At 37.6% G+C, this 14,088-nt stretch carries 13 protein-coding genes; all 13 read right to left on the bottom strand.

Features of this window, described 5'->3' with window-relative positions; all coding sequences use genetic code 11:
• Positions 1-781: 781 nt before the first annotated feature.
• The 13 genes from DFR80_RS04235 to DFR80_RS04175 all read right to left on the bottom strand — a co-directional run bounded on the left by DFR80_RS04235 (position 782) and on the right by DFR80_RS04175 (position 14,053).
• Positions 782-1,801: a sodium:calcium antiporter gene (locus DFR80_RS04235; RefSeq protein WP_076544171.1), complete on the bottom strand. Its 1,020-nt coding sequence runs from the start codon at positions 1,799-1,801 to the stop codon at positions 782-784.
• A gap of 118 nt (positions 1,802-1,919) precedes the next feature.
• Positions 1,920-2,777 (bottom strand): class II fructose-1,6-bisphosphate aldolase, encoded by an 858-nt coding sequence (locus DFR80_RS04230; protein ID WP_076544170.1) that lies wholly within the window; start codon positions 2,775-2,777, stop codon positions 1,920-1,922.
• Positions 2,778-2,816: 39 nt separating this feature from the next.
• Positions 2,817-3,449, bottom strand: coding sequence for a hypothetical protein (locus DFR80_RS04225; RefSeq protein WP_076544169.1), 633 nt, complete (start codon positions 3,447-3,449; stop codon positions 2,817-2,819).
• Between the two features lie 119 nt (positions 3,450-3,568).
• Positions 3,569-4,342, bottom strand: coding sequence for an enoyl-CoA hydratase/isomerase family protein (locus DFR80_RS04220; protein ID WP_076544168.1), 774 nt, complete (start codon positions 4,340-4,342; stop codon positions 3,569-3,571).
• A gap of 12 nt (positions 4,343-4,354) precedes the next feature.
• Entirely contained in the window at positions 4,355-5,974 is a 1,620-nt protein-coding gene (locus DFR80_RS04215) for a CTP synthase (protein WP_143414009.1), read from the bottom strand.
• A gap of 121 nt (positions 5,975-6,095) precedes the next feature.
• Positions 6,096-7,757: an arginine--tRNA ligase gene (argS, locus tag DFR80_RS04210; protein WP_076544167.1), complete on the bottom strand. Its 1,662-nt coding sequence runs from the start codon at positions 7,755-7,757 to the stop codon at positions 6,096-6,098.
• A 13-nt stretch (positions 7,758-7,770) separates the two neighbouring features.
• Positions 7,771-8,211: a DUF1934 domain-containing protein gene (locus DFR80_RS04205; RefSeq protein WP_076544166.1), complete on the bottom strand. Its 441-nt coding sequence runs from the start codon at positions 8,209-8,211 to the stop codon at positions 7,771-7,773.
• A gap of 74 nt (positions 8,212-8,285) precedes the next feature.
• Positions 8,286-8,693: a hypothetical protein gene (locus DFR80_RS04200; RefSeq protein ID WP_076544165.1), complete on the bottom strand. Its 408-nt coding sequence runs from the start codon at positions 8,691-8,693 to the stop codon at positions 8,286-8,288.
• Between the two features lie 142 nt (positions 8,694-8,835).
• Positions 8,836-9,156 carry a thioredoxin gene (gene trxA, locus DFR80_RS04195; RefSeq protein WP_076544164.1) on the bottom strand — a complete coding sequence of 107 codons (321 nt, stop codon included), beginning with the start codon at positions 9,154-9,156 and terminating at the stop codon, positions 8,836-8,838.
• A gap of 100 nt (positions 9,157-9,256) precedes the next feature.
• Positions 9,257-9,916 (bottom strand): thioredoxin family protein, encoded by a 660-nt coding sequence (locus DFR80_RS04190; RefSeq protein ID WP_076544163.1) that lies wholly within the window; start codon positions 9,914-9,916, stop codon positions 9,257-9,259.
• A gap of 200 nt (positions 9,917-10,116) precedes the next feature.
• The gene (locus DFR80_RS04185) at positions 10,117-11,517 is read right to left on the bottom strand and encodes an aminopeptidase (RefSeq protein ID WP_076544162.1); all 1,401 of its coding nucleotides are present in this window, start codon (positions 11,515-11,517) and stop codon (positions 10,117-10,119) included.
• Positions 11,518-11,619: 102 nt separating this feature from the next.
• Positions 11,620-13,389 (bottom strand): ATP-binding protein, encoded by a 1,770-nt coding sequence (locus tag DFR80_RS04180; protein ID WP_114489287.1) that lies wholly within the window; start codon positions 13,387-13,389, stop codon positions 11,620-11,622.
• Entirely contained in the window at positions 13,361-14,053 is a 693-nt protein-coding gene (locus DFR80_RS04175; protein ID WP_114489286.1) for a response regulator transcription factor, read from the bottom strand. Before DFR80_RS04175 ends, DFR80_RS04180 begins: the two co-directional genes overlap by 29 nt.
• Positions 14,054-14,088 lie beyond the last annotated feature (35 nt).

Raw genomic sequence — 14,088 nt, 5'->3', positions numbered from 1 at the left:
ATTAAACTAGATGACTTAGTATTTTTAGTTATTTAAGCTTGATGAGTAACTAGGATAAATGAGGTCAAACAACAGGAGGTTGTTTGTTAATCCTGCCGCAGGAGGCAGCAATAGATTAAGCAGCTTCATTTATCTCAGTAATTAATTTCAAATTTTGAATGATATTTATATTTTTGACTCTAAACTCCTGTCGAGCTGACTTAGTAAATTGCTTAGAAAAAGTTTATGAATAGCAAAGTTAAAACTGACCGAAGAACACGATGTTCTGAGCTGACCGCGGCACAGGAGGTGCCGATCGGGAAGGTAGTCCATACTACCTAAGTAATTTAAGAATATTATTATGCTGATTATTTCATTTTATTAAAATAGCTTTAAACTAGATGACTTAGTATTTTTAGTTATTTAAGCTTGATGAGTAACTAGGATAAATGAGGTCAAACAACAGGAGGTTGTTTGTTAATCCTGCCGCAGGAGGCAGCAATAGATTAAGCAGCTTCATTTATCTCAGTAATTAATTTCAAATTTTGAATGATATTTATATTATTGACTCTAAACTCCTGTCGAGCTGACTTAGTAAATTGCTTAGAAAAAGTTTATGAATAGCAAAGTTAAAACTGACCGAAGAACACGATGTTCTGAGCTGACCGCGGCACAGGAGGTGCCGATCGGGAAGGTAGTCATTTTTAACTTTAATAAGAATTCTACTTTTTCTTGTAATTTAATTTGGAATAAGGCAAGAGTTTAGAGGCAAAATATTTAAGTCAATAACAAAAATTTGAAATTAAATTACGTTTAGTCCGAGCTGAAATAGCAGATAAACTCCTACAAAATATACTATTGCAGCCGCAATCGAGTCCCAGCCCATCCACATAAACGAGCGGCGAGATCGATAAAATAAACCGATTAAAATTATAGTTGCCATCACAATACCTACAGTTGCAGTTAAAATATGTACTATGCGGGCATCTTCTAATAAAACTCCCTGACGATAAAAAACATCGGCAAAGAAAATAACTGTCATATTGAAGATATTGCTGCCAAAGACATTTCCTACTGCCATGTTATAGGCACCAATTTTAACAGCCGAAATAGTTGCAACCAGTTCCGGTAATGAAGTAGCAGCAGCCACCATAATTGAACCAATAAAACTCTGATCGATTCCAGTCAGCATAGATATCTGATCAGCAGTAATCGTTAAACGATAGCCACTAAAAACAATTACAACTGCACAAAGAGCAAAACCCAGCAGAGCCTTATTTAAAGTATAGTCTGGATTTGGATCTTCCTCTTTTTTTGGATCATCTGGATCAAGAGGATTTTTCTTATCATAACGATAAATCATGCGTACACTTATAATATAAGTGAGCAGCAAGATAATACTATCTACACCAACACCAAAAATACTTAAATTAAAATTCATAAAATTAGATAAGATAAGACTGAAGACGACCAGTGCTGAAAGCAAAACACCTACCAGACCGGAAAGAATGTGACTGTAGTTAACTCGAAGTAGTAGTGGACCCTTGCCCTGTAGAAGATCAGCAAAGGCTAAGATGACAAGATTAAAAGTATTGCTGCCAAAAGCGTTACCAACTGCAATATCTGGTGCCCCTACAATAGCTGAACTGATACTGGTCACCAGTTCCGGCAACGAAGTTGCCATTGCAATTAAAATACCACCGATAAAAGCCTGACCGAGTCCACTTTTATCAGCAATTATATCTCCAAACCTTGATAAATAAGTTCCTGAAATAATAATAAATATTGCCATTAAAATAAATTCTAACCAGAGCTGTGTCAACTAAATCCTCCTTTTGAAAAAGAATAAAACACCGGGTACCTGTAAAATATCTCCATCAACTTAAAATTCAATAAGCTTTTATAGAAATATTTTACAGATACCCGGTAGTAATTACTATTTACCAGGCCTGACCATTACTGCCCAGAATTCTAATTTTCTCTTTTACTTTTTCTGCAATTGCATCTCTACCAGGTCCACAGTATTTACGTGGATCATATAATTCTGGCTTTTCAGCAAAAATTTCTTTGACTCTAGCAGTAAATGACTGCTGGAAATCAGTATTTACGTTAACCTTGTTTACACCAAGACTTACAGCCTTCTCTAAATCTGCTGCCGAAACACCAGAAGCTCCATGAAGAACTACAGGCATATCAATTAGCTTTTTAATAGTTTCTAATCTGCCAAAATCTAACTCAGGATCACCTTTATAAACACCGTGAGCAGTTCCGATTGCAATTGCAAGCGCATCTACTCCAGTAGCTTCTATAAATTCTTTTGCCTGGTCAGGATCAGTATACATTGCATCTTTTTCGTCAACTGTATGGTCATCTTCTGTACCACCAATTGTACCCAATTCTGCTTCAACACTTACCCCAACATTATGCGCTGCCTCTACAACCTTTTTGGTTAAGGCAATGTTTTCTTCAAAAGGCTTTTTAGAAGCATCAATCATTACAGAAGAAAATCCTGCTCTGATACACTTCATAACACTCTCAAAATCACTACCATGATCAAGGTGTAAAGCCACAGGAATATCAGTCTTATCTGTAGCAGCCTCAACCATCTTAATTACATAATCCATACCAATATAGCGAATTGCACCTTCACTTGCCTGTAAAATAACAGGAGAATTAAGTTCTTCTGCTCCCATCATAATTCCCTGCAGGAATTCCATATTGTTAATATTAAATCCACCCACTGCATAAGTTTTCTTGTGTGCATCCTGTAAAATATCTGCCATTGGAACTAAGTTCATAATTAATATCCTCCTTATTAAATATTAATCCAGGGTCTTTTAAAAATTATTTGATTTTCCCTGAATAGAATGCAGCTGCACGCTGTTTAACTGTCTTAAATTTTTTAAATCTTCTTTATCGACAGCAGCTATATTTAAACGCGAGCCGCAGTTGTTACAAATTAGTTGAATTCTGTCAGAAAATAATTCTATATTTATATCATCACTGCCGCATTCACAGCTTAAAGCCTCTTCCACGGCAATATCATGAATAATGTCAAGTGCCTGCAGCATGACCTCAGGATTCTTAAAATCATCAAAACCAAGCTCGGCTGCCATTAATTCGAGATCCTGCTTCTCTTTTTTTATCTCCTCGTTAACCAGAGCCGGGGGACCAAAAAACCCCGGATTAAGACCTGTGTCTCTGCAGGAAAGAGGCTGAAGATGGTTTGAACGCCAGAAATCCTGAGCGCTAACTAACACCTTATGAGCTTTGTCACAGTGCAAACAGAAATAATTAATCTGCAGCTGAGAATTTTCCTTTCTCATCAACGCTGCTTTTTCTGCTCCACAGCTGCAGCTTAGTTGTTTAAGTTCACCAGCCGGCAGCTCAAAAATATTGACCTTCTCCTTTTCCAGACGCCCACAGGCAGGACAGCTTAAAGCAATTGTTGTCGAAAGATTGATTAACATTATTTATCCCGGCCTGTAAACTTGAGGCCAGGTCTTCACCTCCTTAACCTAATTATTCTTCATTGATTATGAAAATCCTTTTTTGAATCTCAAAAATTAGGTTAAGCGGCCATTTGACTTTAACTATCCTCTTTAACAATCCGCCTGATCTCTCTAATTCTAACTTTATGTTCCTCAGTTTTAAAACACTGAGCAAATGCTTCACTTTCGTATTCATAACCGGCCTGAGAAGGCTCCTGACATTTTTTGTTTACAGCCTTTTTAATCATTTTGACAGCCTGAGTTGAACGATCCGTTATCTCAAGGGCTAATTCTCTTGCCTCCGAAAGCAAACTGCGGGGTGTAACCACTTTATTAATCAGCCCCAGCTCATAGGCTAATGCTGCATCAATAATATCACCTGTATATAATAACTCTTTTGCTTCTGCTTCTCCTATCAGCCGCGGCAGCCGCTGAGTGCCTCCAAAGGCTGGAATAATTCCCAGCTTAACTTCCGGCTGCCCAAATCTAGACCGGGTCGAGGCAAGGCGAAGATCACAGGCCAGTGTTATTTCCATACCACCACCAAGGGCATAACCATCAATTGCTGCAATTACAACCGGAGCACTTTCTTCGATTAAATTACAGAGCTGCTGGCCCTTTTGCGACAATTTTTTGGCCTGTTTATAATCTAATTTTTCCAGATAATCTATATCACCGCCAACAGAAAAAGCTCTGCTGCCTTCTGAAGTTAAAATAACAGCTGCTGCCTCGTCAGCTTCAAACAATTCTACCAGTATTTGTTGCAGCTGATCCAGCAGTTCTTCATTATAAGCATTTAAAACCTGAGGCCGATTAATGCTGACAGTTGCTATCGGAGAATTAAAATCACACTTTACTAAATCTCCTGCCATATTAGCTCCCCCTTATTTTTTGCTATTTTTCTGTTCCATTGCTGCTCTGATAAAACTGACAAATAAAGGATGTGGTCTATTTGGACGTGATTTAAATTCAGGATGGAACTGAACTCCTACAAACCAGGGGTGTTCAGGCACCTCAACTATCTCGACCAGTCTTTCGTCAGGTGATAATCCACTCAAAACCATTCCCGCCGCTTCGATATCTTCTCGATAGTGGTTATTAAACTCATAACGGTGGCGGTGGCGCTCATAGATTACTTCTTCCTGATAAGCCATCCGGCTAATACTTTCTTCTTTTAGTTTACAGGGATAAAGCCCCAGACGCATGGTCCCACCCATATCTTCTACATCATGCTGGTCTGGCATCAGAGCAATTACTGGTTCTTTTTCCTGCTCATCAAACTCACTACTGTTTGCCTCTTTAAGATTAAGCTCATTACGGGCATATTCTATTACAGCACACTGCATACCGAGGCAGATTCCAAAATAAGGAACCTTGTTTTTGCGAGCATATTCTACCGCCTTCAGCTTACCTTCAATTCCCCGATCTCCAAAACCACCCGGGACCAGAATACCATCTAAATCAGCCAGGTTCTTTTCGGCCTGGTTTAGAGTCTCTAAGTCTTCAGCATAGATATACTCTATCTCAACTTCACAGTTGTTGGCAATCCCGGCATGGGTAAATGATTCTGCTATACTGATATATGCATCCGGAAGTTCAACATATTTACCAACTATTCCAATCTTAACTGTATGGTCACGATCCTTAATTTTATCTACCAGCTCAATCCAATTTTTAAGATCAGCTTTTTTGACCTGATCTTTCAGTTTCAGTTTTTTAATCACATTTTCAGCCATTCCCTCTTCTTCCAGCATCAAGGGTACTTCGTAAATATGTTCTGCATCAACAAGCTGAATAACATCCTCTTTTTCCACATTACCAAAAAGAGAAATTTTGTCCTTAACTTCCTGGGTTAACTCTCTCTCAGAACGACAGACAACAATATCAGGCTGGATACCAATACTGCGCATTTCTTTAATACTGTGCTGAGTTGGCTTGGTTTTTAGCTCACCCGCCGCCTTAAGATAAGGAACCAGAGTACAGTGAAGATAAAGGATATTGTCCCGTCCCAGATCATTTTTCAGCTGTCTAATCGCCTCTAAAAAAGGTAAACTCTCAATATCACCAACCGTACCACCAATCTCAGTCAATACAACATCAGCATTAGTTTCTCTACCAACTCTGGTAATTCGATCTTTAATCTCATCTGTAATATGCGGAATAACCTGTACTGTTGCTCCCAGATAATCTCCTCGACGTTCTTTTTGAATTACAGAACCATAAATTTTACCGGTAGTTACATTATTACTCTGACTTAAATTGGCATCAATAAAGCGTTCATAATGGCCTAAATCCAGATCAGTTTCGGCCCCATCATCAGTCACAAAAACTTCTCCGTGCTGATAGGGACTCATTGTTCCTGGATCATAATTAATATAAGGATCGAATTTCTGAATACTGATTTTAAGACCTCTACTTTTAAGCAGACGGCCCAGGGAAGCTGCAGTTATCCCCTTCCCAAGAGCAGAAACCACTCCTCCGGTTACGAAAATATACTTGGTCATTTTTGCTATCTCCTCCACTTTTAATCTTGAAATTAATTATAAGTATTTATGTAAAGAGAAGATTCACCATCAAATTTTAGTAAATCTTCTCTATTTTAAAACCTGACTATTTAAATTATAACTACATCTGCTCCGGAGCACTAATGCCCAGCAGAGTTAAAACATTTTTTAAGACCTGGCGGGCTGCATTAACCAGATAAAGTCTCGCCTGGGCCAGTTCGCTGCTGTCTGTATTTACCCGACAATTATTATAGAATGAATGGAAAGCTGTTGCAAGATCATAGGCATAAGTTGTAAGGTGATGCGGCTGTCTTGATTCTGCACTTAATTTGATTTCTTCCGGCAGTTTAGCCAGCATCTTCATTAAGTCAATCTCAGCTTCATGTGTTAATAGATCCAGATTATCAGCAGCTGCTTCCAGTTCAGAATTGGCAATAATACTGTGGATTCTTGCATGAGCATACTGAACATAATAAACCGGATTATTGCTTGATTCTTCTTTAGCAAGCTCCAGATCAAAATCAAGATGGCTGTCAGTGCTGCGCATTACATAATAGTAACGAGCTGCATCTCTTCCAACCTCCTGGTTTACCTCACTCATAGTTACAAAGCTGCCGGCTCTTTTGGACATTGGCATTTTCTTGCCATTCCGGAGCAGAGTTACCATCTGCACTACAATAACCTCGAGCGTATCTCTGTCATAACCGAAGGCTTCAATTACTGCTTTCATCCTTGGAATATAACCGTGGTGATCGGCACCCCAGACATTAATTAATTTATCAAAGCCGCGCTCCAGCTTATCTAAATGATAGGCCATATCTGCTGCCAGATAAGTAGGTGAACCATCTGATTTGATAATTACTCGATCCTTATCATCTCCAAAATCAGTAGATTTAAACCAGAGAGCATCTTCCTTTTCGAAAATATAACCTTTATCCCGCAGAAGGTCTATTGCATGCTCAATCTGTTCAGGATGCAGTGTGCGCTCACTAAACCAGTTATCAAATTCAATTCCGAATTCTTCCAGATCAGATTTTATATTTTTAAGCATTTCCTGATAGGCATACTCACGACAAATTTCAATTCTTGCTGTTTCATCTTTTTCCATCAACTCAGCACCATAATCATCATATAAATCCTGAGCAATTTCTTTAACATAATCACCGGCATATACATCTTCCGGCATTTCAATTTCTTCTCCCAGCAGCTCCCGGTATCTTAAAAGAGTTGACTGACCCAGAATATCCATCTGGTTTCCAGCATCATTAATATAATATTCTCTTTCTACATCGAAACCCGCAGCTTCCATAATTGAAGCAGTTACATCTCCAACAACTGCTCCCCGGCTGTGTCCAACGTGGAGTGGTCCGGTTGGATTGGCAGAAACAAACTCCACCTGCACTCTCTTCCCTTTGCCGGCATCAATTTTACCATAATCATCTGCTCTTCTGGTAATAATCTTTAAGTTATTCCAGAGCCAGGCATTGTTTAGTTTAAAGTTAATAAAACCCGGACCGGCTATACTTATGTCTTCTACTATTTCACTTTCAAAATTATCAACAATAATCTCAGCAATCCTGCGGGGGTTCATCCCTGCCCTGCCGGCTAAAACCATTGCCAGATTGGTAGCATAATCCCCGTGGCCTTTTTCGCGCGGTACTTCTATTGAGACCTCAGGTACCTTCTCTAAATCTAAATCTCCATCAAAAATTGCTTTTTTTACACTTTCGACCAGAAAGCTGATAAGTTCAGCTTCCACAGCGGCCTGTAAATTTTTCTGCAAAACAATAAACCTCCTATGAATTTTCCTTTATAATTTTATAATTTATTTTTAAATGGTGTTCAGCATTTAATTCTCCACCCAGAAAAACCTGATAGTTAATTCTAATCAGGCCCGCATTATCGCTGATTTCCATTTCCAATCTTTTTGTTTTAACTGCCATCTTGATCTCACCATAGGCAGTCTTAAAATAACCCTCCTGCTTTTTACCAGTTACAAAATCCTGCTTCATAGCAGCAGGTTCCTGGCGCAGGAGTAAAACTCGTTCCCGTTCAGGATCAATTTTAATAATAGTCTGCGAACCATCAAGACCTTCAGCATCATCCTGATAGCTTAAATAAAGTTTTTGATTTTTGCTATAAAATTCACCCTGATACCGATTGTTGATCTGCTGTTTTTCCTGATCATCAATAATCTGCTGTACATTTTCTAACTTAATAGAACAATTTTTACTCATACTCTGTTAATTCACTCCAGAATTTTATAATTTGAAAAAACCACAGCCCAAATTTTAACTGCGGTTTTTAAATTCTATATTTTAATATTTTTACCAAATTCTACTGCTGACTGGTGGTTCTTAATTGCCTTAAAATTCTTAACTATACAGCCCTGTGATTCAAGAGCAGCCATTACCTTCTTTAAAGCCTTATTGGTTGCAAAAAAACGAGGTTTAACATAGGCGACAGCATCTTTTCCGACAGTACGTTTGGCTTTAGAAAGAAATGAACTTAATGATTCATCTATCTTCCCTCTAAAAATCCCCCTGGTTGGACTGCCTGCCAGAATTAAATCGTAGGGATAAAAGGAGACTCCATTTCCCACATCTTTTGTATTTTTTATGTCAACTCTAAACCCCTGTGATTCTGCCCCTTCTTTTATACCCTCTGCTATATCCTTAAGATCAGCATCAGGTGTATGTATTATTAATAAACGCTGCACTGATAACCCTCCTTTTTTAATCAATCTTAATTTTATCATAAAACTTAAAACTTTTACAGGGTTATTAGCAAGAAAAATATAAAAAAGCTCCCTTTCTATAATAATATAAAAAGGGAGGCTTATAAATCAAGCAAAAATTTTATTATTTTAAGCCAAGTTTTTTAGCCAGTTTATCTTTAGGCATATAACCTACCAGCTTATCTTTAACCTTACCGTCTTCCATTACCAGCATAGTTGGAATACTCATAATTCCATATCTGGAAGCAGTAGACTGATTTTCGTCAACATTTAATTTAGCAACCTTAATCTGATCACTGTATTCTCTGGCGATATCCTCTACAACGGGTGCTACCATTCTACATGGTCCACACCATTCTGCCCAAAAATCAACTAAAACTTTTTTGTCAGCTCTTAAAACTTCACGACTGAAGTTCCCATCTGTTACTTTTACCGGTTTACTCATTTTTGAATTTCCTCCTGTTGTGTTAATAAAATTTTTTTACAGCCGGTACAAAACCCCTTTTGCACCAGCTGCAAGTAAACAAAAATACAAAGTCTTTATCTTAGCTGGCTGCTACAGCTAAATCCTGAACTTTTTTCAGAATTGTTTTCGCTGGCACAGCACCAACCTGCTCATCTGCACCGGAGTTAATCACTGTTTTTGGTACTCCTGATACATTAAAGCTGGAAGATAGCTCTTCAAATTCCATTGCTTCTACCATTTCTCCTCTAACTCTGGGGTTAAGCATTGCCATTTGATGAGCAACTCTAACCGCACGTGGACAATAAGGACAGGTAGGAGTAATAAATACCTGCAGCAGTACGTCAGAATCAAGTTCCTGAATTTCTTTTTTGATATCTTCAGATAGATCAATTCTTTCTTTATCAGACATATCCAAAATATCTTCAATTAAAGAAGTAAACTCATAACCTGAAGGAATTCCATAAAAATGAACTCCGCTGTCCTGACCCTCATTATTTAAGAAAATAATTGCAGGTGCTCTATCAATGCCTAGTTCTTCAGCCTTTTCGCTGCCAAGTAAATGTTTTTCAAAATTTACTCTTTCATCTAAAGCTGTAACTTCTGCCAGAATTTCTTCTGTATCTTCACAGTACTGACAGCCTTCCTCCTGAGAAAAGAAAAGTAAATTTACTTCGTCTTTTAAATTTTTAGAGAACAGTTCTTTAATTTTGTTTTTTTCTTCCTGATCAATCTTTGCCATTATATATCACTCCCTGGTATTATTAATTTTTAACTTTAATTATGGCCTAGAAATTTTAATTTCATTTTGACTTACAACATCTATTATATACGATATAATTTTAATTAAAGTTAAGCAATTAACATTTTCCTAAATTAAATTTCAAAACACAGAAGAAGCATCAGCGGCCTCTCCTGTGTTAAAATCAAAATTTAAACAATTTATTTTTCTAAAAACACATTATAAGCTAAATAGGAATGATAAACATCAGCCTTACTAACTACCTCATAGGGAGAATGCATGGAAAGCACAGCCGGTCCACAGTCAACTACATCCATATTATAATTGGCCAAAAATTGGGCAATGGTTCCACCACCACCTTCATCAATTTTGCCGAGCTCTGCTGTCTGCCAGATAACACCAGCATTATTAAAGAGACCTCTAACTTCTCCCATGAATTCTGCACTGGCCTCAGAAGCTCCAGCTTTTCCACGGGCTCCAGTATACTTTGAAATAACAATCCCTTTACCCAGATAAGCCGAATTATGTTTGGCATAGACTTCAGCAAAGTCAGGATCATAGGCTGCATTTACATCTGCAGATAAAACCTTCGAATTCTGCATAACCTTACGCACCATTAATTCGCTGTAATCATTATAGTAAAGATCTACCAGATTGGCCACCTGATCTTCAAAAAAGTGAGACTGCATACCGGTTGAACCCATACTGCCGACTTCCTCCCGGTCCATCAGTAAAACTACCGAAGTATATTCAGGATCTTTTACATCCAGAATAGCTTCTAAAGCTGTATAACTGCAGACTCGATCATCATGTCCATAACCAGCCAGCAGACCTCTATCAAAACCTGCATCTCTGGTCTTAAACGCTGGAACCACCTGCAGATCAGCACTGATAAAGTCCTCTTCCTTAAAATCATATTCGGATTTTAAATGATTTAAAACAGCTTCTTTAATTTTTTCTTTTGCATCTTCATCAGCAACCGGGATGCTTCCAATAACAACATTTAACTGCTCACCACTGATACCCTCACTCATTGATTTTTTCATCTGACTTTTACCCAGATGTGGCAGAACATCACTGATAAAGAAAACAGGGTCATCTTCTTTTTCACCAATACTTATTTCTATCTGAGTTCCGTCATCTTTAACAACTACCCCGTGCAGAGCTAGCGGCATAGTTACCCACTGATATTTTTTAACTCCACCATAATAGTGAGTCTTAAACATTGCCATTTCTCCATCTTCGTAAAGTGGGTTTGGCTTTAAATCAAGCCTTGGAGAATCAATATGGCTGCCGACAATTTTCAGACCTTCTTTCAAATCTTTTTCCCCAATTACAGCTGCCATTAAAGCCCGGGAGCGATTCTCTACATAAACTTTATCTCCCTTTTTTAGACTTTTAAACTGATTAATATTTTTAAAACCGGCCGCTTCCAGTTCAGCAATTGCTGCAGAAGCAAATTCCCTTTCGGTTTTGTTTTCACTTAAAAATTTTGCATAAGCTTCATTAAAGGCAAAAACTTCTTCTCTCTCTTCTTCACCCATTTCTGACCAGGCATTTTTGGCCTGATATGCATTTTCATTCTTTTTTTCTTCACTCATCTATAATGCCTCCTTAAGAAATTTTATTCTTTTTAATTATATCAGCAAAACTATCAAATTGTAAGTAATTCTTTTACATTAAGCCGATAAACTTCCAGCAGCTTAAAAATTATTATTTTTAGGAAGCTGAAAGGCAAATTCTGAACCTGAATCTAGATTTTTTTGATAAACCCTGCCCCCATGCAGTTCTATAATATCTTTAACAATCGCCAGACCCAGACCACTACCTCTTATCTGACTCTGAAAACCCTTTTGATTAACTTTATAAAATCTTTCCCAGATATTTTTTCTTTCTTCCTCGGGTACTCCGGGTCCCTGATCCCGCACTATAAATTTTACCGACAAATCTGTTTCAGCTAATTTGATAACAATTTTGCCAGCAGTCGGCGAATATTTTACTGCATTATCCAGCAAATTAATTATTACCCTTTTGATCTTGTCAGCATCAGCATTAATTTCGATACCTGCTTCAATCTGAAAATCAATTTCCTGTTGCACTTCATTGACTTTTTGATAATCCTGAAGCATATTAAAAACAAATTTAGAGAAATTTATTTCTGTCCGTCTGAGTATATCAGTTTTTAACTCCGAAATACTCAGAATCTTATTTACCATAGTTTCCAGCCTATTGCTTTCTTCTATAATCATATTTAAATATTTTTCTTTGGCCTTTTTTCTACTAACTGCACCATCGTAAACAATCTCGGCAGCTCCTCTAATTGAGGAAAGTGGGGTTCTCAACTCATGAGAAACATTGGCCACAAAGTCACTCTGGAGTTTTTCAAAACGCCACCTCTCTGAAATATCCTGAAAAATAATGACAGTCCCCCAGAATTTGCTATCTCTAAAAATTGCTGTACTGTGCAGCAGCAGATATTTTTCAGCTTCTGGCAGCTTAATTTCGAGACTTCTGCTTTCCTTTTTTTGCATACTCGTTTCTATAAACTCAATTACCTGCCGGTTATTTAGCAGTTCCGAAATTTCCTGCTGATTATTCAGTTCAGCAGCAGGAGGAGCAATAAAAAGGTCTGCAAATGATTGATTTAGTAAAATTATTTCCCGATCGGAATTTAGAGCCAGCACCCCCTCTTCCATCCCGGAGAGAATATAGTTTAGTTTATTTCTTTCTTCTTTTAAATTGTTCATATTTTGGGCCAGAGTTTTTGACATATCGTTGATACTCTCTGCCAGATTTTTCAATTCTTTAGTGTTTTGCGAAGTATTTATTTCCAAAAAATTACCCCGGCTGATTTCTTCAGCAGTTTTACTAATATTTTTGAGAGGATTGGAAATACTTCTGGCCCAGAAATAGGCAAGCAGCAGCGCAGGAAGCGCTGAAAAAAGAGCCAAATAGAGCATAATTTTTTGAATCTGGTCCACTGTTGAATTAATCCCCTGGACAGAAGTAAAAAAGAGCAGACCATACTTTTCTCCAGCAACTTCCATGGCAGCAGCGTTTAAAAGCATTGGCCGTTCAAATTGAGCTGAATCTACCCGGCTGGAAAGCAATTTGTTATTAAAAATCTGATTATAACCTTCAAAGTTGACCCGCTCATCTATCCTGCCGGGATAACTGTAAATTATATTTCCTTTACTATCTGTTAACCAGATCTGACCCCTATTTTGGCGAGCGGTGAGACTAAGTATTTTATTTATCTCTTCTTCCTCGCCGGTAATCAAGAGTTGCTTTAAATCTGTTTTTAACTGATTCAAATTATATAAAACTTCATTTTCACGCCGGTTATAAAGAAAATCTTCTAAATAAAAGATAATAATCAGGCCAAAGACAACTATGATAATCAGCGAAAGAACTATAAATCTAAAAAATAATTTGCTAAATAGACTATTTGTCTTCCAGTTTTTCGGCTTCAAATTTATATCCTACCCCCCAGACTGTCTCAATTGCTGCTGCAGCATCACCCAGTTTTTTTCGCAGTGATTTGATATGAGTATCTACAGTTCGGGCATCTCCAAAATAATCATAACCCCAGACAGCCTTTAGCAAATTTTCCCGTCTAAAAACTTTTTTTGGATTCTGAGCCAGGTGCCAGAGCAGAGAAAATTCTTTCGGTGTTAGTTCAATAAAATCTCCCTGATATTTGATATAATGTTCTTCTTTGTTAATTAAAAGATCACCAAATTGAAGCTGTCCGGGTTTTTCTGTATTTTTTTGATATCTTCTTAAAACAGCCTTAATCCGGGCCACAACCTCCCGCGGGCTAAATGGTTTGCTGATATAATCATCTGCTCCCAGTTCAAGTCCAGTTATCTTATCTGCAGCTTCATCTTTGGCACTGAGAAAAATAATTGGTAGATCAAATTCCGGTCTAATCCGCTGACAGAACTCCCAACCATTCTCATCGGGCAGCATAATATCCAGAATTAAAATATCAACTGACTGTTTTTTTAAAATCCGGTATCCTGTTTCAGTATCTTCAGCTGCTATAACACCAAAACCTTCAAATTTAATATAATCTTCGAGTATCTCTCTAATATGTGGATCATCATCAATTATCAGAACCTTTTTGCCGCTCATACTGCCACTTCCTTATTCTGTAATTTTAGCTTTAA

Origin of the sequence: Halanaerobium sp. ST460_2HS_T2, assembly GCF_003337665.1 — a bacterium.
Classification (GTDB): Bacteria; Bacillota; Halanaerobiia; order Halanaerobiales; family Halanaerobiaceae; genus Halanaerobium; species Halanaerobium kushneri.
Note: the sequence above shows the minus strand (reverse complement) of the source record. Positions and strands in the feature narration are given on the sequence as shown.